The 21917-nt window shown below is 71.0% G+C and carries 15 protein-coding genes; 5 read left to right on the top strand and 10 right to left on the bottom strand.

Annotated features, from left to right (window positions below; all coding sequences use genetic code 11):
- The first annotated feature begins 7 nt into the window (after positions 1-7).
- Together V1634_RS22400 and V1634_RS22405 are read left to right on the top strand one after the other, a co-directional pair.
- Positions 8-697 (top strand): hypothetical protein, encoded by a 690-nt coding sequence (locus V1634_RS22400; protein ID WP_331209836.1) that lies wholly within the window; start codon positions 8-10, stop codon positions 695-697.
- A 174-nt stretch (positions 698-871) separates the two neighbouring features.
- Positions 872-1147, top strand: a complete 276-nt coding sequence (locus V1634_RS22405; RefSeq protein WP_331209837.1) for a DUF4190 domain-containing protein — start codon at positions 872-874, stop codon at positions 1145-1147.
- Between the two features lie 117 nt (positions 1148-1264).
- Here V1634_RS22405 and V1634_RS22410 read toward each other — a convergent pair whose 3' ends face one another.
- Positions 1265-2257, bottom strand: a complete 993-nt coding sequence (locus V1634_RS22410; RefSeq protein WP_331209838.1) for a DUF6346 domain-containing protein — start codon at positions 2255-2257, stop codon at positions 1265-1267.
- A 16-nt stretch (positions 2258-2273) separates the two neighbouring features.
- A complete protein-coding gene (locus V1634_RS22415; RefSeq protein ID WP_331209839.1) occupies positions 2274-8720 on the bottom strand; it encodes an RHS repeat-associated core domain-containing protein in 6447 nt (2148 codons plus the stop codon).
- A 373-nt stretch (positions 8721-9093) separates the two neighbouring features.
- Here V1634_RS22415 and V1634_RS22420 point away from each other — a divergent pair, with 373 nt between their 5' ends.
- Positions 9094-12783 (top strand): ricin-type beta-trefoil lectin domain protein, encoded by a 3690-nt coding sequence (locus V1634_RS22420; RefSeq protein WP_331209840.1) that lies wholly within the window; start codon positions 9094-9096, stop codon positions 12781-12783.
- 85 nt (positions 12784-12868) lie between these two features.
- Here the strand turns inward: V1634_RS22420 and V1634_RS22425 are convergent, their stop codons facing one another.
- Positions 12869-13612 carry a helix-turn-helix domain-containing protein gene (locus tag V1634_RS22425; RefSeq protein WP_331209841.1) on the bottom strand — a complete coding sequence of 248 codons (744 nt, stop codon included), beginning with the start codon at positions 13610-13612 and terminating at the stop codon, positions 12869-12871.
- Positions 13613-13675: 63 nt separating this feature from the next.
- Between V1634_RS22425 and V1634_RS22430 the strand changes: the two genes are divergently transcribed.
- Positions 13676-14257: a TIGR03086 family metal-binding protein gene (locus tag V1634_RS22430; protein ID WP_331209842.1), complete on the top strand. Its 582-nt coding sequence runs from the start codon at positions 13676-13678 to the stop codon at positions 14255-14257.
- Positions 14258-14298: 41 nt separating this feature from the next.
- Here V1634_RS22430 and V1634_RS22435 read toward each other — a convergent pair whose 3' ends face one another.
- A complete protein-coding gene (locus tag V1634_RS22435; RefSeq protein WP_331209843.1) occupies positions 14299-15483 on the bottom strand; it encodes a low temperature requirement protein A in 1185 nt (394 codons plus the stop codon).
- A 154-nt stretch (positions 15484-15637) separates the two neighbouring features.
- On the opposite strand from V1634_RS22435, the gene V1634_RS22440 reads away from it, so the two are divergent.
- Positions 15638-16819, top strand: coding sequence for a low temperature requirement protein A (locus V1634_RS22440; protein WP_331209844.1), 1182 nt, complete (start codon positions 15638-15640; stop codon positions 16817-16819).
- A gap of 249 nt (positions 16820-17068) precedes the next feature.
- Here the strand turns inward: V1634_RS22440 and V1634_RS22445 are convergent, their stop codons facing one another.
- The 6 genes from V1634_RS22445 to V1634_RS22470 form a co-directional block, all read right to left on the bottom strand.
- Positions 17069-17272, bottom strand: coding sequence for a hypothetical protein (locus V1634_RS22445; RefSeq protein ID WP_331209845.1), 204 nt, complete (start codon positions 17270-17272; stop codon positions 17069-17071).
- A 249-nt stretch (positions 17273-17521) separates the two neighbouring features.
- Complete coding sequence (gene rdgB, locus V1634_RS22450; protein ID WP_331209846.1) at positions 17522-18148, bottom strand: RdgB/HAM1 family non-canonical purine NTP pyrophosphatase; 627 nt, start codon at positions 18146-18148, stop codon at positions 17522-17524.
- Positions 18145-18873 (bottom strand): ribonuclease PH, encoded by a 729-nt coding sequence (gene rph / locus V1634_RS22455; RefSeq protein ID WP_331209847.1) that lies wholly within the window; start codon positions 18871-18873, stop codon positions 18145-18147. The genes rdgB and rph overlap by 4 nt, the downstream gene beginning before the upstream one ends.
- Positions 18874-18962: 89 nt before the next feature.
- Positions 18963-19733 (bottom strand): hypothetical protein, encoded by a 771-nt coding sequence (locus tag V1634_RS22460; RefSeq protein WP_331209848.1) that lies wholly within the window; start codon positions 19731-19733, stop codon positions 18963-18965.
- A gap of 55 nt (positions 19734-19788) precedes the next feature.
- Positions 19789-20535, bottom strand: a complete 747-nt coding sequence (locus V1634_RS22465; RefSeq protein WP_331209849.1) for an MBL fold metallo-hydrolase — start codon at positions 20533-20535, stop codon at positions 19789-19791.
- A 411-nt stretch (positions 20536-20946) separates the two neighbouring features.
- Complete coding sequence (locus tag V1634_RS22470) at positions 20947-21912, bottom strand: PLP-dependent cysteine synthase family protein (protein WP_331209850.1); 966 nt, start codon at positions 21910-21912, stop codon at positions 20947-20949.
- Positions 21913-21917 lie beyond the last annotated feature (5 nt).

Raw genomic sequence — 21917 nt, forward strand, 5'->3', positions numbered from 1 at the left:
ACCCGGCATGGGTTACGAGACGAGGTTCAGCGGCCAGGTCCACATCGCACCACCGCTCAACGCGGCCGAACTCCGCTACCTGACCCGGTTCGCCGAGGTCCGGCACATGCACCGGACCAGGGGGCCGTACTTCGTCGACGGCGGCGGCCACGCGGGGCAGGACATCGAGCCGGACGTGCTCGACGGCAGCGAGCCGCCGACCGGGCAGCCCGGTCTGTGGTGCCAGTGGGTGCCGTCCGGGGACGGTTCCGCGCTCGGCTGGGACGAGGAGGAGAAGTTCTACGACGCCGAGCGCTGGATGGCGTACCTGATCGACACGTTCCTCAGGCCGGGCGCGACCCTCGCCGGGGAACTCGCCGCCCCGATCCCCGGACGGGTCTATCCCGAGGAGTTCGCGGAGTTCACCTTCGACCACGTGGTCGACGGCGTGATCGAGGCCGAGGGCGAGGAACCGGACGACCGGTGGCGGCTGGAGGTGCGGGAGAACGTCGTCTACGTGGTCCGGCACGCGGTGCACCCGGAGTACCACGAGATCGACCCGGCGGATCCCGGCGACTGGGGCGACGCCCAGTGGGCGGAGTTCCACGCCAGGATCCGGCACGACGTCGCGTACGTGCTGCGGGACGGCGAACTGGTCGAGGTCGACCCGGCGGACGGGGTGCGCTTCGCCCCGGTCGACGCCGCCGCCGAGGGCTGACGACGGATCGGTGGTACGGCCCCGCCGGCTGCCGCCGGCCGGGCCGCCTGCGGGTCCGACCGGCCCACGACCCGCGCCGGCCAGAATTCCGACCGCACTCCGCCCGCCGTCGAGTGTTATCGAAGGGGCCGGTCTGGGTAAGTCTGCTGTGGACAGCCACATCGAGGAGGAAAGATGGCAGCGCAAACCACGGGCGGGGCGGCCGGGCAGGCCGACGGGGCGGTTCGCGGCACCAATGTGATGGCGATCCTCTCCCTGGTCTTCGCCTTCATCTTCGCACCACTGGGCATCGTCTTCGGCGTCGTCGCCAAGCGACAGATCCAGCAGACCGGCGAGCAGGGCAGCGGACTCGCGAAGGCGGGCTTCTGGCTCGGCATCGTCTTCACCGCACTCACCGTGCTCTGGTTCGTCCTCATCGCGGTCGTCGCGGGAGCCTCGAACGGAAGTTGAGCACGGCACGGACACCGCGGGGTGGTTCGTCCGGTCCGGTCGCGGGCCGGGAGGACCACCCCGTGACCGCGCTGCACCGCGAAGGTACGGCCGGATGCCCGGGGGGCCCGGCCGCTTTCAGAGGAACTCCGCCAGCAGGCAGAGCAGCACGAGGTTCAGCGGCACCACCGCCAGCAGCAGGCGGCCGAACGACACCTGGAAAATCGTGCCCGGTCGACCCTCCGGCTCGTCCTGCGCGGACTCCCCGCCGGGAGCGGTACGCAGCACGCCCGGTGCGACCAGTCCGTCCGGGGCCTCGTACCCGACAACCGTCTCGACGCCGTCCGAGACCCGCACCGTCTGCCGGACGGCCCCGATCTCCATCCCACCGTCCAGCACGGTGCTGACCCGGAGGCGGTGCGGTCCCGGAGTCAGCGGGCAGGTCAGGGCCGACCAGTCGGCAGCGGTGACCTCCTCGCCGTTGATCCGCAGCCGTGGGCGGGACTGCTCGTACATCGGCGCGAGCCGCTCCGGATATCCGAACCCGATCCGCAACACACCGGTCCCCGCCGGCAGTTCCGCCGGTGCGCCGCGCACCGGCACAGGTCCGGCCGCGGCCGGCCGGCGGGACCAGCGGCCGAACCACCGTTCGACGAGATCCGGCCCCAAGAGCGCGACCAGCAGGGCGGACCCGCCGGCCACGGCGACGACGGCCGCGAGCACCGCCACCAGCAGGGCGGCCAACCAGTGCAGGATGCCGAGGAACAGATTGCCGTTCCGGGTGAACGCGCACCGCTCCAACTCTGCGCCGTCGCAGCGTCCGACGAGCTGCACCGGCCGGTCCCGGTCCTCCGGGGTGACGGTCGACCGGCGTACGGTCGTGCTGGTCTGCCGCCCGTCCGGCAGCGTGACGGTGACCTCGCAGTCCCACCAGTAGCCGAAGCCGTACGTGCTGACCGGGCCGATCCGGACGCACTCGCCGACGCTCACCGTCCCGGCCAGCCGCTCGCCGGAGGCGAGGGGCGGCTCCCCGGCGTACAGGTTCCGTACGCCGAGGAGCGTCCCGCAGACGACCAGCCCGACCAGGTAGATGACGGTCGCGGCAAGCAGTGCCCTGGCCCGCGTCAACATCCGTTCCAGCCTACGACTAGGGGGCGAACGAGGTGCCCACGCCCTGGATGAAGTTGTTGGCGCTCCATCTCGTGAAGTTTTGCAGGTCGTCGATGCTCGACGGGGTCCAGCCGCCGGTGACTCCGCTGACCGCGATCTTCGTCGGACTGGGTTTGTACAGCTCCTTGTAGATGTTGCGGCCGACCGCCACCCGGCCCGCCCTGGCTTTGGAGTTGTTGAACCGACTCGTCAACGCCTTGTGTGCGATCGCCGCGCTCTTGTAGTTGGACGGCCTCAGCGGGTTGAAGGCGAACAGGCCCCGCGCGTCCGCCTTCACGGCCCGACCGGCACCCTTGACACCGGCACCGATCGCGCTCGGTTTGAAGGCCGCGCGGACCCCGTTCGCACCGGCCGCGCTGATCCCACCGCTCAACCCGGCGGTCACCACGCTGCCGACACCGGCACCGATCGCGCCGAGCACGGCGCCGACCCCGGCGTTGAGAGCGACCTTGCCCAGGCTGTCGCCCTTGAGATATGAGGTGAGCCCACCGGTCACCGCACCCGCCAGGGCACCGCAGGCCAGCGTACCGACCCCCATGGTGAAGGCCGAACAGGTCACGCCGACGGCGATCCCGGCGAGCACTCCGATGCCCTCCGGACTCTTCGCCCAACGGACGCTCGCGTCCCAGCCCTTCTTCGCCTTGCAGAGGAAGTTGCACTTCTTCTTCTTCGGCTTCGAGCCCTTGTCGTCGTTACCACCGCCACCGCTCTTCTTCGGCGGACGCGGCGGAGCCTTCCATCCGTTGCGGGCGTTGTTGGTGGCGTTCTCGGTGGCGTCCGGCGACTTGTCGATGTTCTTCGGACCGCAGTTGTACTTGGCACACGGCGTCTGGCTGTCGTACGCGTTCGTGCCACCGGGATCGGACCGGTTCACCGGATCATCGCCCGCGTACGTGTATCCGCCGATCTGGTTCGGGTCCTCCGTGTTCAGCAGCGGGTCGACGCTGACGAACCGCCCCGCCGCCGGATCGTAGTGCCGGGCACCGAGCACGGTCAGTCCGGTCGCGGAGTCGGTGGGCTTGCCGAGGAAGCCTCGGCTGTTGGGCCAACTGGTCGGTGCCGTCCCGCGCGGTGCGCCGTACGGGGTGAACGCCCGCCACCTCGGGTTGGTGCCGTTGTTGTCCAGGGTCAGCGTGGCGGTACCCAACCGGTCGTTGATCAGGTAGCTGTACGCCCCGGCGGTCGTGCCGCTACGGACACAGGTGGTGCCGTCCGGGCCGCCGTAGTAGCGCCGACCGCTGACCGTGCCGCTGGCCGTGTCGAGGGTCAGCTCCTGGCCCGGCAGGTAGAGGACGGCGTTCTTCTCCTTCAGGTTGCGCTGGAGCAGCAGCTCGCCGTCGGCGGCGTAGACGTAGCTGGCCTCGGTGCTCGAACCGCTGCGGACCCGGATGAGCCGGCCGTCGGTGTTCCAGTCGAGGGTCTGGGTACCGCGCTCCGGAGTGGTCCGGGTGGTGGTGTTGCCCAGGGCGTCGTACTGGAAGCTCCGGGTGGTGGTGCCGCCCGGTCCGCTGGTCTGCTCGGCGCGTACGGCGTGCGGCTGGGTCCCGCCGGCCGCCGGGTAGCTGTACGTCGTGGTGGTGTCGCCGCTGCCGCCGGGCAGCCCGTGTTGGACCTCCTCGGTCCGGTCACCGACGTCGTTGTACGTCCAGCTCGTCCAGTACGGGGTGATCCCGCCGACGGTGGCGTTGCTGCCGCCGCCCGCGAGGTCGACCGCACAGGCGTCGGTCGCGGTCCACGCGGTGCTGAGCCGGCCGAGCAGGTCGTAGCGGAAGCACTGGGTCTCCCGCTGTGCCCCGGAGTTGCGGGCGTCGGTGACCTTGGTGACCTTGCCGGCCGCGTTGTGCGTGTAGACGACGTCGTTCATCCGCGAGTTGCCGGTGCCGTTGCGGTCGACGTACGTGTTGACCAGGCGCTTGCTGTGTTCGTCGTAGACGTAGGTCGTCCAGGCGGTGTTGGTGGTGCCGAAGCCGAACTTGCTCTGCGACACCTGCCCGAACGCGTTGTACCTGGTGGAGTCGACGTAGTTGCCGAGCGAACTGCCGACTCCCGAGGGCAGGTCCAGCGCGGTGTAGGTGTGGTTGACCGTCTCCGCCGGCAGGCCGGCGCCGGCCGGGAAGAGCGACTTCTTCAGCAGCCCGTTGGTCGGGCTGTACTCGCGGCCGAAGCTGTAGGTGCCGGCCAGGGTGCCGTTGGCCGGGTCGGCCGGGATGGTGACGTTGACCCCGACCTCGTCTCCCCAGACGTTGTAGCCGGTCGGCGCGGTGACGTACGCCTTCCCGTTGTCGTAGCTGGTCGAGCTGGCCACCTCGCCGATGCCGTTGGTGATGGTCGTCGAGTCGTAGGTCCAGGTCGCCCTGGGTGGGGCCGCCGCGCTGGTGCCGTCGTACTCGCCGGTCCGCCGGTCCAGCGCGTCGTAGGTGGTGGTGACGGTCCGGCCGAGCGGGTCCTTCGCCGAGGTGACGTTGCCGTTGGCGTCGTAGCCCAGCTCACTGGTGCCGGAGTCCGGGTCCGTCTTCCGTACCGCCCGGCCCCGCAGGTCCAAGGTCGTGGTCCAGGAGTTGCCGTCGTCGTCGGTGACCCGGTCCTGGTTGCCCCGGCGGTCGTACCGGTAGCTGATCTTCACCGGGTTGCCGCCGCCGACCACCGAGCCGCTGACCGTGGGCATCGACCGGTAGCTCAACCGCTCGACGGTACGGCCGCGGGCGTCCGCCACCTCGGTCGTCGGGGTGCCACCGTCGGGTGGGATGGTGGTGATCCGGTCACCGCCGTAGATCGACCGGGTCTGCCACTTCGGCTGGCCCTTCGACTTCGACACGATCAGTGTCTTGCGGCCCACCCCGTCGTGGCTGATCAGATCCTGGTTGGGAATCTGCTGGTCCTTGCCGACCATGTTCAGCATGGTGGTGTTCGGCGTGCTGGAGGTGTCGTGGTATTCGTTGTTCGCCATCCGCAGCCAGCCGCGCGAGTCGTAGAACGAGTCGGTGACCAGCCGGCCGCCGACCGGGGTCGACGTCTGCTTCTGCCTCGGCCGGGCCAACGCGTCGAAGAACTCCACCTCGACCCGGTAGGACCCGTCGTCGTTCAGGTTCGAGGTGGTGACGGTCGACGGGACCGAGTTCGAGACGGTGTAGGCGTACTTCTCGTGCGCGCCCTCGCTCAGGCTGCGACCGGGCAGCCACACCCCGGTCAGCCGGCCCAACGCGTCGTACCGCTGGGTGGTCTTCCGCTCGTTCTCGTCGACCTCCTCGACCTCCAGGCCACGGGTCGGTTCGAGGCTGGTCCGGGTGACGTGCCCCATCGGCCTGGTGGTCTTCACCCCCGTGGTCAGGCCGTTGGTCATCGTGTAGTCGGTGATGGTCTTGTTGCCGTTGGCGTCGAACGACTCCGCCGGCCGGCCGTAGGCGTCGTTCTTCGTCCTGGCGGCGACGACGTAGCCGTCCTCGGTGAGGAACTGGACGACGTTGACGTGTCCGGTGCTCGGCGCCGGCTGCGGCCAGGTGGTGGTGTAGGTCGGGGTGTCGAAGAACGCCCGGGTGCTGGAGATGACGTCCGCGGGACGGCTCACCGAGGCGGGCGCGGTCTGCCCGTTGATCCCGGAGCCGCCGCAGGGCAGGGCGAAGGTCTCGGTCTGGGCCACCTTGTCGACGATGTGCGCCGTCGTGTTCGTCGGCGCGTAGGTGGTCACCGCGCAGGTGGCCTGGCTCGGCTGGCTGACATCTCCGTAGTCGTACGTCACCGTCGGCAGCCCCGTCGAGGTGGAGTACGTGGTGTCGACCCGGGTGGTCCGCCAGGTGGTGGGGCTGGTCGAGGTGATCGCCGTGGTGGTCTTCGTCGACGCGGTGCGCACCATCTGCGCGGTCAGGTCGCCCACCGTCCGCTTCCGGGTCGCGGTGGCCGGGCTGACCCAGTGGTCGGTGACCGTACTGTCGTGCACGGCGCCACCGTCACCGTCGTACCGGACGACCTGCCGGACAGAACCGGCCAGGTGCTTGTTGTCCGGCACCTCGACCGCCGCCCCTGGCACGGTCACCGCCGTGGAGAGCTTCACCTTCGCACTGCGGCGGCCGTTGTTCGGCAGCCGGTCACCGTCCATGCCCCGGTAGTAGATCTCCTCGGTCAGCGTCTTCTGGTCGACGCCGGCACCGGTGCGGGTCTGCACCCGACCGAAGCCCCGCCACTGCCCGTAGCTGCGGTGTTTGTCCTTGACCACCTCGCTGTCGTCGTAGGCCCACGCGCCGCCGTCGAGGTAGTCGTACCTCGTGTAGACGGGTGTGCCGCCGCCGGTGGTGTCCTGGTCGGTGACCTCGGCGACCACGTACTTGTGGAACCAGTCGCGGGTCGGCGTCTCCTCGCCCTCCTTGGTCCAGTAGACCGGGTAGCAGAGCTTGGTGTTGCTCTCCGGCGCCAGGGTGACCGGTGCGGCGCATTCGGTGCGGTAGCCGATCCCGACCACCTCGCCGGTCTCGGTGGTGATGGTCGAGATCCGGTTGTGGTTCATCGCCGGGGCCCCGTCGAGCCCGTCGGCCCGGTTCGGCAGCTTGGTCGGTTCGAAGGTGACCGGGGGCAGGGCGATCGCGCTCGCGCCGGTGCCGCCGGTGTGCTGGATCGACGAGAGCCAGAGGGCCGGGGTGGTGCCGTCGCCCGGTGCCGGGAAGGTGTGGGTCAGCGTGTGGGTGTCCACTGTGGTGTACCCGGTGCCGTTGTTGACCTGGGTGGTGATGCCGGTGAGGCGCAGTCGGCTCCAGAAGGTGACCGAGTGCATGTAACAGTCACCGGTTGACTTGCAGTTCAGGTCGTACGGGGTGTCCGGCCACTTGCTCTTGTCCTTGTCGATGTTGGCCGGGGCGCAGACCGTCGCCGACTCCACACACCGCTCCGAGTAGCTGAAGTCCACCCGGGCCGGGGAACGGCCGGCGTACGGGTTCGGGTCGCGCAGCCCGTAGTCGATGTAGTCGAGGTATCCGCCCCGGATGTACTTGACCGGGGTGAACCCCTTGTTGGGCCCGTAGTAGCCGGTCTCGGTGCCGTAGTAGTACGCGATGGCGTTCTTGTCCGGGTCGACGACGTAGTCGAGGTTCCACTTCCAGGCCATCTCGCAGTGCGAGTTGGCGAAGCCGGTCGACTTGTAGCAGGGGTCGCCGGAACGGGGGTGGTAGACCCGCTGCGTCCACGTCGAGTTCGTGACGGGATTGTTGCCGCTCTGCCCGGGCAGCTTGTTCTTCCCGAAGAAGTACTGGGTACCGTCCTGGGTGGTGATCTTCCAGTGCTCGCCGCCGTGACTGCCGTTGTCGGCGCCGGGCAGCAGCTCGACCCGGGCGCCGTTGTCGGTGGAGAGCCGCCACTTGGTCGGCACCGTCGGGTCGTGGACCAGGTCACCGGAGCCGGCGCCGAAGGAGACGCTGACGATCGGGCCGGCCCAGCAGGAGTCGTTGGTCTTCGGCGCCGCCGAGTCCTCGGAACATGTCCGGTAGGTCCGTTCGACCGCTCCCGGTGAATAGTCCCACCCGTCGCCGATCGCCGAGGACTGGTTGTTGGTCGAGACCTGCTGCCCGTCGACCGACTGGGACGAGTAGCCCAACTCGACCGACGGCGCCAGGTCACCCGGCACCGGCGGCAGGTCGACCGGATAGCTGTACCCGAAATCGCCCGAGCTGCCGCCGGCCGTCCAGGAACCGGACGGCTTGAGCGGGGTCGCGCTGTAGTCGCCGGTGTCCCCGGTCGCCCCGGCCGCCACCGCGAAGACGGCGGTCGAGGCGGCCGGCGAGGTCCGGTCGGCACGCTGGCCGGCTGGCAGCGCCAGCACCGCGCTGAGCTGGCCGTCCTCCCAGCGGGTGGGCAGCGGGGTGCGCACCCGGCAGGCCGGCTCGGCCGGGGTGGTCGCCGCACAGGCCGGCAACGAGACCAGGCGCAGCCGACGGGCCCAGTCACCGCCGTACGCCCCGGCGATGCTCGACGGATCCACCCAGACCCGCACCTGGCCGGGCCTGCCGGCGCCCCCGTTGGGAGTGGCCCGGAGCAGCAGGCCGTCGATGCCGGCACGCTGGGCGGTCGCCCGGTCAGCCAGGGTCAGCCGCAGCGCCGACGGGCCGTCCGGGGTCGCCTTCGCGACGCGTACCGGCAACGTGCCGGCGGCCACCGCGGCGTCCGGGCCGGAGGCTCGGCCGGCGGCCCCGGGGGCGGCATCCAGCTCGACCGTCGCGGTGCCACCTGCCGGCCAACCGACCTGTGGCGCCACCCAGCGCTCGCCGAAGTTCGGTGTCCGCTTCGGTGCCGGTGGCATCGGGGTGCCCCGGACGCTGGACCAGCGCTGTTCGGCCGGCGGGGAGGCCGCGGCGCGGTTCGGGGGCAGCGCCGCCAGGCCCAGCGTCGTCAGCAGCACCAGGCCGACGGCGGAGCCGACGTACCGCCGCTGCGACCCGCGCAAAGGTCTGCCGGCCGGAAAGGCGCTCCGCCCGGCCCTTGTCCGTCGATGCCGGATAGTCGACAGGTATCGATTGAATGGGCTCAGGACGGCCTTCGTCATCTTGACGACCCCCGTGGTCTGCGATGCGGTGGCCGGACTCTACCGCTCAGGAATCTAAATACGTAACTCTCGACTTTTCCGCGACAGAGTCATATTGTGCGGCCCTCGGAGTCCACATCGTCCTGTCACATCTTCCGCCCTATTCGGACAGACAGCCGTAATCGATTTATGTCGGCACGCAACGGGGGATTGAATGGCTGACCATGCCTTCAGAAGACTTTTTCGACCAGCAACCGTAACGGCGCTGGGTCTGCTGCTGGCCGCCTCAGGAACAGTGGCGCTCGCACCGGCTGCCGCGCGGGCGGAGCCGGCGCCGGCCCGCCCGGCGAACCGGATCGACCGGCTCAGCGACTCGGACCGCGCCGCCGCCCGGGCGAGACTGACCGGCCAGTCAGTCGAGGTCGGCTCGGCGACCACGGCCACCTCCCGCACCGTCGCCAACCCGGACGGCACCTTCACCATGGACGTGAGCCCGCGGCCCTCCCGGGTCAGGCGGGACGGCGCGTGGGTGCCGCTCGACCCGACCCTGCGCCGCAACCCGGACGGCAGTTACAGCCCGGCCGCCGCTCCGTACGACCTGGTGCTCTCCGGCGGCGGCACCGACCCGTTCGCGCTGGTCACCAACGGCGACAGCAGACTGGGCCTACGGTTTCCGTCCCGACTTCCGGCGCCGACGGTGTCCGGCGCGACCGCGACCTACCCGGCGGTGCTGCCCGGGGTCGATCTGGTCGTCACCGCCAACGAGCAGGGCGGCTTCGCGCACGCGTTGGTGATCAAGAACGCGGCGGCCGCCGCCGACCCGGGGGTACGGAACCTCACCCTCCCGCTCGTCACCCGCAACGCGACGGTACGCAGCATGCCCGACGGCGGCCTGGCCGCCGAGGACCAGTACGGCCGCACCGTGTTCAGCGCCCCGGCCCCGGAGATCTGGGACTCCAGCATCCCGACCGTGGAACAGGCGGCCGGGACGGGCAACCCGCAGCGCTCCACCCCCACCGAGGCCAGCCCGGCGGCGAAACGTGCCATGGTCAGCGCCCGGGTCACCGGTGACGCACTCACCCTCTCGCCGGACCCGGCCCTGCTCGCCGACCCGGACGTGCGCTACCCGCTCTACCTGGACCCGGCGTGGAACGCCAACTCGACCGCACCGACCCGCAACGCCTGGACGTACGTCGACAGCGCCCGCAAGGACAACTCGTACTGGAACAACTCGGGGCGGGCCCGGTCCGGCTACAACGGCTGGGAGTCGCCGTACTACATCGGCCGGTCGTACTTCCAGTTCCCGATGTCGAGCGCGCTCTGGGGCGCCAACATCATCAGCGCCACGCTACAGACCAAGTCGGTCTGGTCGGCCAACAACAGCAACGACTACTACTTCAAGATCTTCCGCGTGGGCGTGATCAACAGCTCGACCACCTGGAACAGGCAACCCACCCGGTACGAGCAGATCGACTCCCGGCAGCTCGCCGGCAACTGGCGCAGTGACGGCAGCGAGAACCCGAAGCAGCACGACTTCAACGTGCTCGCGCTGATCCGCAGCGCCGCCGCCGGCAAGTGGCCGACCGCCACCCTCGGCCTGATCAACAACCACGAGGGCGACAAGTACGCCTGGCGGAAGTTCCAGAACAACCCGACCATCGCCATCACGTTCAACTCGATCCCGCGTACCCCGGACCGGTACGCCACCAGCCCCTCGGTGCCGTGCAACAGCGACCCGGTCGGCCAGGTCGGCAACACCTCGGTGACCTTCTCGGCGAACCTCTCCGACCCGGACGGCACCCAGACGCAGCTCGAAGGGCAGTTCAGCGTCGTCAACGAGACCACCGGCGCCACCGTCGCCTCGCCCAAGGTCACGGTCAGCAACAACAAGGTCGCCTCGGTCACCCTGCCGGCCAGCCAGTTCAGCAACGGGCACCGGTACGCCTGGAACGTGCGGGCGTACGACGGCAAGGACACCAGCCCGGCGACGCCGACCTGCCGGTTCGTCTTCAACAGCGCCCAGCCGGCGCCGCCGACGGTGACCTCCACGACATACCCGGACGGGACCACCGGAGCGCCGGTCGGCACCCCCGGCACCTTCACCCTGACCCCGCCCGCCGGCAGCGACCCACCGATCAGCTACGTCTACAGCCTGAACACCCCACCGCCGGCGACGGTGCCACAGTCCTACGGCCCGTTCCGGGGCGGCACCCTGCTGCCGGCCCAACCGGCGAACGCGCCCACCAGCGTCAGCATCACGCCCCGCCGGTTCGGCCCGAACATCCTGTACGTCTACGCCATCAACAGCGCCGGCAACCCCGGCCCGGTCAGCAGCTACCGGTTCAGCACCGACGCACCGAGCACACCCGCCCCGCCCGGTGACTTCACCGGGGACGGCCGCCCCGACCACATCGCGATCGGCACCGTCTACCGGCCCGGGGCGTGGCTGTACGCCGCCACGGACGGGACCGGAAAGCTGGCGGCCGCGGTCCAGGTCGGCCTGGACGGACCCGGCGGCGCCGGCAGCACCGGCGCGCTCACCGACTGGACCGGCGCGAAGGCCAGCCCGCTGGACCTCAACGGCGACGGCGCGCAGGACCTGCTGGTACGGCTGCCGCGCAGTGACGCCGACGGCAACGTGCACGTGTTGCCCGGTAACGGCGACGGCACCTCCTTCGACCCGGTCGACCGGATCCGGATCCAGCTCCCCCGGATCGACGGCGAGGCCGGCAACCAGACCGTCGACCAGATCGTCGCCTCACCCTGGCCCAGCATCACCGGCTCGCCGCTGCCGGACCTGTACGTGATCGTCGGGGACGTCCTCTACCTCTACCCACCGGGCTTCCCGCCCGGGGCGTACGACGCACCGATCCTGCTCAGCACCGGCTGGACCGGCCGAACCATCACCGCTGCCGCCGCCGGGGCCGACCCGGCGCTCTTCGCCCGGACCAACAGCACCGGCCGGCTGGAGCTGCTCACCGGGAACACCGCCACCGGAACCCCGGCCGGGGTCACCGGCGGCCCGGTCACCGTCTACGCCACCAGCGGCTTCGACTCGGCGTCGACCCCGGCGATCGACGGTACGGACGTCAACCGCGACGGCCGGCCGGACCTCTGGACCAACCGGGGCAACAGTTCCATCGACGGCCGGCTGAACACCGGCGGCAACACCCTGGCCGCGGCGGTGGCCAACCCGACCGGCGGCAAGGGCCTGCTCCGCTCGGCGGTCGCCGGCAGCTTCTGCCTGGACAACAAGGGCGGCGGCACGGCCGACCGCAACATCATCTGGGCGTACTCGTGCAACGCCGGACCCCCCGCGCAGATCTGGCAGGTGGTCGACGACGGCAGCATCCGGATCGCCGGCAAGTGCCTGGACGTGACCGGCAACGGCACCGCGAACAAGACCCTGGTGCAGCTCTACACCTGCGCCGGCACCAGCGGACAGCGCTGGCAGCCCGGCGCGAACGGATCGCTGGTGAACCCGTCCTCCGGCCGGTGCCTGGACGCGCCGACGCCGGTCGGCAACGGCGCGCAGATGTACATCCACGACTGTCACGGCGGACAGAACCAGAGCTGGCGGCTGGACGAGAGCGGGGTCGGCCTGATCCGGTCGGCGTTCGCCGGCAAGTGCCTGGACAACGACCGGGGCGTCCTGGCGAACGCCAACAAGGTGCAGATCTGGGACTGCAACGCCGGCTCCTCGCAGATCTGGGCGATGCTCGGCGACGGCCGGGTCCGGGTCGGCGGGACGTACTGCCTCGACGTCGCCAGCTATGCCACCGCCAACAATTCGCCGGTGCACCTCTACGCCTGCCAGGCGGGGGCGGCCACCAACCAGGAATGGCGGATCGGACCCAACTTCAGCCTGGTCAACCCGGTCTCGGGGCGATGCCTCGACGTGCCGGGGTCCAACACCACCAACGGGACGGCGTTGCAGATCCACGACTGCAACGGCACCAACGCCCAGCGCTGGATGCTGTCCTGACCATCCGACGACATCGGCCGGGCAGGTCCGGGGCGCACCCGGGCCGGCCCGGCCGGTCGGCATCGTGCCGGCCGGACCGTGCCGGCTAGTACCGCTCCGCGTACCGGGTCGGCGACTCGCCGAACATCTTCCGGAAGTCGCGGACGAAGTGCGGCTGGTCGGCGTAGCCCAGCTCGGCGGCGAGGGCGGCCCAGTCGACCGACTCGCCCCGGCCCAGCCGCTCGGTCACCTCGCGCAGCCGGTAGCGCCGGATCACCCACTTCGGCCCGACCCCGACGTACTCGGCGAAGAGCCGCTGCAACCCGCGCACGCTCGTCCCGAGGTCGTCGGCGAGGGCGTCGACCCGGCTGATCCCCGGATCGGCGGCGATCCTCGCGACGATCTCGGCCACCTCCTCGGCCCGGGGATCGGGCTCGGGCAGCCGGCGGCGCAGGTACTCCTCCACCGTCGGCACGTCGAGCGGATCGGGCAGGTCACCCGGGAAGATCTCTCCCGCCTCGACCGACCGGTCCGTGAGCGTCGAGACCGGTGCGCCCAGGAAGGGCCGGAAGCAGCCCGGCCGGAACGCCACCCCGAAGACCCGGTCCACGCCGGCCAGCACCCGGACCTGGTGTCCGCTGCTGACGCCGGTCACGGTCCCCCGGCCGCCGCGCAACGTCAGGTGCACGTTCGGGTACGGCACGATCAACTGCCGGTACGGCTCGGCGTACTCCCAGGAGACGATCCAGTAGCGCGCAACGTACCGGGCGAGGTCGGCCGAGGGGGTCGCGGAGGCGTGCCGCTGGTGTCTCGCCCACGCCCCGCCGAGTTCGCGTACGTCCCTCGCCACGTCCGCCAGGTTATGTCGCGTTCGTTCAAGACGGCCGCCGCACCTCGTGGTTTGCTTGCCGGCATGCCTGACGCACCATTCGTGGCCCGGGCGGCCGCACCACTGATCGAGATCATCCGCCACATCGAGCCCGAGCAGCTCGACAACGCCACCCCGTGCGCCGAGTACGACGTCCGCAGGTTGGTCAACCACCTGCTCTTCTGGGGTTCGTCGCTGGAGGGTGCCGGGCGGAAGGAGACAGTACCGCCGCCGGCCGGCAGCGAGACGGAGCTGGACCTGACCACGGGCGACTGGGCGGCCGACCTGACGGCAGAGGTGGAGCGGATCGCCACCACCTGGGCCGAGCCGGCCGCGTGGGACGGCACCACCCACATGGGCGGCCCGACCGAGCTGCCGGCCGGGCTGGTCGGCGGAATGATCGTGACCGAGCTTGTGGTGCACGCCTGGGACCTGGCACGGGCGACCGGGCAGCACCCGAGCTGGGACGACGACCTGCTCGGGTACGTGCACGACGAGGTGGTGAAGACCGCCGAGCAGGGCCGGCAGATGGGTGTCTACGGGCCCGAGGTCGAGGTTGCGGCCACGGCGCCGACCCTGGACCGGATCCTCGGACTCGTCGGCCGCGACCCCGCCTGGCGCCGCTGACCCGCCGATCGAGCGGGAGCCACCCACCCGGCCCGCGGCCGTCATCGCGTCGCCGGCCTCGGCGGATTGGTCAGGGTCTGGATCAGGTTCGACGTCGCGATGCCGGTCAGAACGCCCACGACGGCGAGCCCGAGCATGACCGGCGGCAGCAGGGGTGTGGCCGCCCCCAGACCGGCCAGCAGCAGCAGCCCGACCAACCGGGCCCGGTTCACGTGGGCGAAGACGGTGTAGTCGAGCAGCGCCCGGCCGGCGAGGAAGAGTGCCGGGCCGCCGAGGATGACCGCCGCCGAGGCCGGCGGCGTGTCGCCGTACGGGCGGTGGAGGACGAGCTGACTGGCGACCGAGGTGACGACGATGCCGGCCACGATGACCAGGTGCACGAAGGCGGTGATCTCGCTGAGCCGGGCCGGGTTGGCGGCGCGGGCGATGGTCCCGGTCATCAACTGCCCGGCCCGGTAGATGTAGATCCGCCAGATCAGCACCGTGGTCGTGAAGACCACGACCAGCGCCACCGCCCGGTCGAGGGTGTAGGCGCCCTCGCTGAACTCGGTGCCGAGGAGGAAGAGCGACGCCCCGAGCGCGACGATCACGAACTGCCGGTAGCGCTCGGCGACCCGCTCACCGACCCGCCGCGGTTCCCGGGGCGGCCGGCGCCACGCCCAGGGGGTGGGCCAGCCGAGCACGACGCCGAGGTACTCCACCGCGAGCGCCAGCCCCCAGAGCATCGCCCGGCTCCCGGCGTTCGCCTGGAGCCCGCCGACGACCCACGGCACGGCGGCGACCACCTCCCAGAGCATCGTCCGGTGGGTCCGGGTCCGCGTCGCGCCCGACGGGACCAGGGTGTAGTAGATCCCGGTGCCGAAGTGGATCGTCAGGTAGGTGACGGCGAAGAGCAGCCCACCCTGGTGGTACGCGTCGGGGACCATGCCGGCGAGCAGCAGGCTGCCCGCCATCACGCCGACGACCTGCGGCACCACCGACGGCCGGGTCAGGTCCAGCAGGTCCCCGGCCCAGGTGGCGAGCGCCCAGATCAGCGTGAACGCCAGGAACAGCACCACGGCCCGACCGGCACCGCCCCAGCTCAGATCGTCGAGCAACTCCCGGGTGACGACGATCAGCGCGAAGACGTACGCCAGGTCGAAGAAGAGTTCCAGGTACGTCGGTCGGGTCGAGTCGGGCTGGACCGCGGCCGGTGCCGGCTCACCTGCCTCGCCGCTCGTCGCCATTGCTCAGCCCGTCCGTCCGGGCGTCTGCCGGCCTGACCACACTGCTCCGACTCTATGGGTTCGGCTGTCCGTCCGTGCCCCTTTCGGTACGTTCTGAGACACGTCGAGAGCCCGGGCGAACGATGCCTCTGGAGTTCCGTAGGAGGCCAGCACCGTGACGACCGGTCAGTTGCCCCGGATCCTCCGCAAGCGCGGCGAACTCGCGTATCCGACCTTCCTGGAACTCTTCTTCGACCTGATCTACGTGTTCATGCTGTCCCGGCTCTCCCAGACACTGGTCGAGGACCTCAGCGTCCGCAATGCCGCGCAGACGGCGGTGCTGCTGTTCGCGGCGTGGTGGGTCTGGGTGCTGACCGCGTGGCTCACCGACCTGTTCAACCCCAGGCTGCCGGTGATCCAGGTCCTGGTCCTGGTGATCATGTTCGGTACGCTGGTGATGGCGGTCGCCGTACCGAGGGCCTTCGGCGAGCTGGGCTCCGTCTTCGTCGCGGCGTACTTCGGCATCCACCTGGCCCGGGACGCGGTGCTGATCCCGGGGACCCGGACGGACCGGGCGATCCAGGCCCGGAGCATCCGGGTCTTCTTCTGGTTCGTCGTCACCGCCGGGCTGTGGGTCGGCGGCGTGTTCACCGAGGGTACGGCCCGGTTGGCGCTCTGGGCGGCGGCCGTGGCGGTGGACCTCGGATCGGCCCGGATCGGCTGGCCCACCCCGCGACTCGGGCGCACCGAGCTGGCCAGTCAGATCTTCACCGGCAACCACCTGGCGGAGCGGCATCGGCAGATCTTCCTCATCGCGCTCGGCGAGCTGATCCTGACCGCCGGCAGCGGTCTCGCATTCAGCCACACCGGGGCAGGTCGGCTCGCCGTCTGCGCGGTGGCGTTCGGCAACGCCGTACTGCTGTTCCTGCTCTACTTCCACCGCATCAAGCAACTGCTGGCACCCGGGAACGTCTCGTCGGTGGAGCGGGTGCGCCCGGGCACCTCCACCTCGTACACCCACCTGGTGATGGTGGCCGGCACGGTCGTCGTCTCGGCCGGTACCACCCTCGCGCTCGACCGTCCGCTCGGTCCGGCGCCGGTGTCCTGGATACTCGCCCTGCTCGGCGGCCCGGCGCTGTTCCTGCTCGGCACCTGCCTGTTCGACCACGTGGTGACCGGTCGCCTCCTCTGGCCCCGCCTGGTCGCCGTCCTCGTGCTCGGCGGGATCGGACCCGCGATGCCGCTGCTGCCGCCGCTCTGGATCATGGTCGTGGCGAACCTGGTCCTGCTGGGCACCCTGCTGGCCGAACTGACCGTCCTGCGACACCGGTTGCCCGGCAGTCCCCGACCGGCCTGACCGCCCGTTTCCGACCGGTCTAGGCTGCTGCGGTGGCTGACCGCCCTTCGGGTGCGGCTGCCCGGGGCGGAGCGGACGGCCACCCCGGCCCGGGGCGGCGAAACTCGAAGATCCGTTGCCGGTCCGGCCCGGCCGGCCCCGGATATGTTGAGGGTGATGTGAGCCGCTGACACCCTCCGCGCCCGCGCCCGAGGCACTGCCCGGCGGGCGAAGGGCTCGATCCTTCTCGGTGGTGTCGCGATGTCCCAGTCAGCTCTGCTCGCGCATGACCTCGTCCGTACCCTCGGTAGCCGACGGGTGCTCGACTGGGTCCCCCACCGCCGCTCCCGGGCACCGGATCGGGTTGATCGGCGAGAACGGGCCGGCAAGTCGACCCTGCTCCGGCTGCTCGCCGGGGCGGACGAACCGGACGGCGGCCGCGTCGTCCGCCCGCCCGACTTCGGCTTCCTGCACCAGGAGATGCCGTTCGCGCCCGCGTCGACGATCACCGACGTACTCGACGACGCCCTGCGGGAGGCCCGCGAGGACCTCGCCGACCAGCCACCTCTCGCCCCGGCTCGCCGACGAACCGGAGGAGGCGATGGGCGGCGGTCCGGGCGCGATCGTGGTGGCCAGCCACGACCGGTGGCTGTGCTCCCGCTGGCCGGGCCGCGAACGCCGGCTCTGACCACCGGACCTCCACCGTCCGGGTGGGACGGTCCGCTACGGGCGGTTCGGTTCCGCCGGCAGCACCTTGGCGACCACCTTCGCCAACGCCCGCAACGCCTTGCCCCGGTGGCTGATCGCGTCCTTCTCCGCCGGGGAGAGTTCCGCGTTCGTCCGGTCCTGCCCGTCGGCGAGGAAGATCGGGTCGTAGCCGAAGCCGCCCTCGCCCCGGGGCGCCCGCAGCAGTCGTCCGGTCTGCCGGCCTTCGATCAGGTGCTCCTTGCCGCCCGGCAGCACCAGGGCCGCCGCGCAGACGAAGGCGGCGCCCCGGTGCTCGTCCGGTACGTCCCCGACCTGCGCGAGTACCAGTTCCAGGTTGGCCCGGTCGTCGCCGTGCCGGCCGGACCAGCGGGCGCTGAACACTCCCGGCATGCCGTTCAGGGCGTCCACCGCCAGCCCGGAGTCGTCGGCGATCGTCGGCAGGTTGCTCCACTTGACGCCTTCGCGCGCCTTGAGCAGCGCGTTCTCCCCGAACGTCAACCCGGTCTCCGGAACCTCCTGGTACTGCGCGACGTCGGCCAGCCCGACGAGCTGGACCCGCTGCGGGCCGAGGGCGTGGTCGAGGATCCGCTGGAGTTCGGTCAGCTTCCTGGCGTTGCGGGTCGCCAGCAGCACCCTGGTCATTCGGCCAGCGCCTTCCGCTGGGCGTCGGTCAACTCGGCACAGCCGAGCACCCCGAGATCGAGCAGCGCGTCGAGCTGATCACGGGCGAAGACCCCGGCCTCGCCGGTCCCCTGCACCTCGACGAAGTCCCCGGTGCCGGTGCATACCACGTTCATGTCCACCTCGGCCGCCACGTCCTCAAGGTAGTTCAGGTCCAGCCTCGGCTCCCCCTCCACCACACCGACGCTGACCGCCGCCACCGACCGGTGCATCACCTTCGCCGGCTTGCCGGCCAATGCCTTCCGCTCGGCCAGCCAGTTCACCGCGTCGTAGAGCGCGACGTACGCGCCGGTGATCGCGGCGGTCCGGGTGCCGCCGTCGGCCTGCAACACGTCACAGTCCAGCACGATCGAGTTCTCGCCGAGCGCCTTCAGGTCGATGCAGGCCCGCAGGCTCCGGCCGACCAGTCGGGAGATCTCGTGGGTACGGCCGCCGACCTTGCCTCGGACGCTCTCCCGGTCCGAGCGGGTGGTGGTGGAGCGGGGCAGCATCGAGTATTCCGCGGTGACCCAGCCCAGGCCGGAGCCCTTGCGCCAGCGTGGCACCCCCTCGGTGACACTCGCCGTGCAGAGCACCCGGGTGTCGCCGAACTCGACGAGGACGGATCCCTCCGGATGGATGCTCCAGCGTCGGGTCAGAGTCACCGGTCGAAGTTGGTCGGGCCGCCGCCCGTCAGGTCGCGCCATCCCCGCAGCCTATGTGCTCGCCCGATCGCCCCGCCCGAGGGTGCCCCGCACGTCCGCGTTCCGGCTCGCCGGGGGCGTACCCCGCCGGCTCAGTCGGCCGAGGCCGTGGTGCGGAGCAGCCACTCCCGGTCACCGGCGTCCTGCCCGTCGGCACCCTTCCAGATCGCGTCCACGTCGACGCGCCAGCCGTTGCCCCGCCAGGTGAAGCGGCACAGCTCGGGGTCGGGCGCGGACGCCCAACCCAGGCACGATTTCACGTGGTTCCGGTCGGCCGCGGCATCGTTGTCGTGCAGCCACTCGTAGATCGCCCCCGCCGGGTCCAGCGGACAGACCGAGTCCCGGCAGATCAGGTAGTACTCGGTGAAGGCGTTCGTGGTGCCGGCGTGCTCCCGGATCCGGGTGTCCTGGAAGCCCCTCGGGCCGCCGATCTGCTCAAGCAGCCGCTTGTGCTCGGCCAACTCCTGGCGCGGCTGCCACCAGCCCCCGTAGAGGGCGCCGCCGCAGCAGAGCAACGCCACCAGGGAGAGCAGGAGCAGCACGACGAGGAAGCCCCGGCGCTTCTTCGGCGGCGCCGCGCCGGGATGGCCGGACCAGGCCGGGCCGGGATGGGGCGGTCCCGCCGGACAGGGCCCGCCGGGCGGCGACGGATGGCCGCCGGGACCGGGCTGGTACTGGCCGGGTGCCGGCGGCGGGCCGCCGGGTGCCGGATAGGGACCGGGCGCGGCCGGATAGGGACCGGGAGGCGGGCCGGCGGAGGCCGGCGGGTAGGGGCCGGCGGGCGGAACCGGTGGAAATCCGCCGGGCGGGATCGGCTGCCCTGGGGAACCGGACGGGGGTTGACCGGGGGGAGGGTGCGCCATCCGGGAAATGCTAGGCGTCCGGGATCCTCCCCGGGGGGTGGTGCGGTGCTGAGGGCTAGAGCTCGTACCGGGCGCCGGGGCGGACGACCTCGACCGGGCCGGCGAACGCGCCCAGCGCCGCCTCGTGGGTCACCGCCTCGCTGCCCCAGGCGGCGACCAGATGGGTGAGCAGCAGCTTGCCCACCTCCGCCTTGGCGGCGATCTCGCCCGCCTCCCGCCCGGTCAGGTGCAGGTCGGGCGGGTTCTCCACCCCGTCCAGGTAACTCGCCTCGCAGAGAAAGAGGTCGGCACGATGGGCCAGCCGGAGCAGGGACTCGCAGGGCGCGGTGTCCGAGGAGTAGCAGAGGGATCGGCCACCGTGCTCCAGCCGCACCCCGTAGGTCTCCACCGGATGGTTGACCCGGTCGACGGTCACCGCGAACGGGCCGATCGGGAACGTGCCGGGTTGCAGGCCGTAAAAGGTGTAGACGTCGTCGAGCAGCCCCTCGTCCAGGCTGTACGCGTTGGCGAGCCGGTCCGGCGCGCCGCTCGGGGCGTAGACCGGCAGCGCCGGATAGGGGCCGTCCGGCGCGTACCGCCGCACCACGATGTACGGGACCGCGTCGAGGATGTGGTCCCCGTGCAGGTGGGTCAGCAGGATCGCGTCGACCGCCTTCAGCCCGGCGTAGCGTTGCAGCGCGGAGAGCGAGCCCGAGCCGAAGTCGAGCAGCAACCGGAAGCCGTCGGCCTCGACCAGATAGGCCGAACAGGCCGCTTCGGGGCCCGGGAAACTACCCGCGCAGCCGAGAATGGTCAATCGCATCAGGTCGCCCCGCCATTACTGATGGTCACGGACAGCCCGCCGACCAACGCGTGAACGATCAATGCCGGAAGGTCTGTCACGGTGCGCAGCCTACGCCGCGACACCTGGGCACAAGAAAGATCTGAGTGCAGTTGTCGCCAACGTGACAACCGGTGTGGGCGACCCGGCCCGGTACGGGTTAGACGCCGCAAACGGCCCGACCGTTACGTTCCGTCACCTTAGGCGGGCATGTCGGTATAGGGTTCCCGCCGTTCCGGAACACACCCTCGGTGACCGCCGGTCAGCGGAGGCACCAGCAGTGGAGATGGTCGCCGGCAGCCCGCGCCACAGACCATCCGGGTCCGACAGCGGGCCGGAAACCCGCCGGCCGGGTGAGGTCGGTGCCCGCACCCGGCCGGCCGGGACTGCCGGTCAGGCCCAGAGCTGGCCGTCGAGGGCTTCCTCGGCGTCGGCGAGGGTGCCGCCGTAGGCACCGGTCGACAGATATTTCCAGCCGCCGTCGGCGACCACGAACGCGACGTCGGCCCGGCGGCCGGCCTTGACCGCCTCGTGCGCCACGGCGAGCGCGGCGTGCAGGATCGCCCCGGTGGAGAAGCCGGCGAAGATCCCCTCCACCTCGACGAGCTGCCGGGTACGCAGCACCGCGTCCCGGGTACCGACCGAGAAGCGCCGGGTCAGCACCCGGGCGTCGTACAGCTCGGGGACGTAGCCCTCGTCGATGTTGCGCAGCCCGTAGACCAGTTCGCCGTACCGGGGCTCGGCGGCGACGATCTCGATCTCGTCGACCTTCTCCCGCAGGTAGCGCCCGGTCCCCATCAGGGTGCCGGTGGTGCCGAGCCCGGCCACGAAGTGCGTGATGGTGGGCAGGTCGTGCAGCAACTCCGGACCGGTGGTCTCGTAGTGCGCCTGCGCGTTGCCGGCGTTGCCGTACTGGTAGAGCATCACCCAGTCCGGGTGCTCGGCGGCGATCTGCTTGGCGGTCGCCACCGCCTGGTTCGAGCCGCCCGCAGCCGGCGAAAAGATGATCTCGGCGCCGTACATCCGGAGCAGTTGCACCCGCTCCGCCGAGACGTTCTCCGGCATGACGCAGACCAGCCGGTAGCCCCGGAGCTTCGCCACCATGGCCAGCGAGATGCCGGTGTTCCCGCTGGTCGGTTCGAGGATGGTGTCACCGGGCCGCAGCCGGCCGGCCCGCTCGGCCTCCCGGACCATGAACATGGCCGGCCGGTCCTTGACGCTGCCGGTCGGGTTCCGGTCCTCCAGCTTGGCCCAGAGCCGCACCGGCGGTGCCCCGTCGGGCACCGTCGGCGACAGGCGGGGTAACCCCACCAGCGGAGTGCCGCCGCACGCGTCGAGCAGGCTCTCGTACCGCGTCATGGCGG

Origin of the sequence: Plantactinospora veratri, assembly GCF_036421995.1 — a bacterium.
Taxonomy (GTDB): domain Bacteria; phylum Actinomycetota; class Actinomycetes; order Mycobacteriales; family Micromonosporaceae; genus Plantactinospora; species Plantactinospora veratri.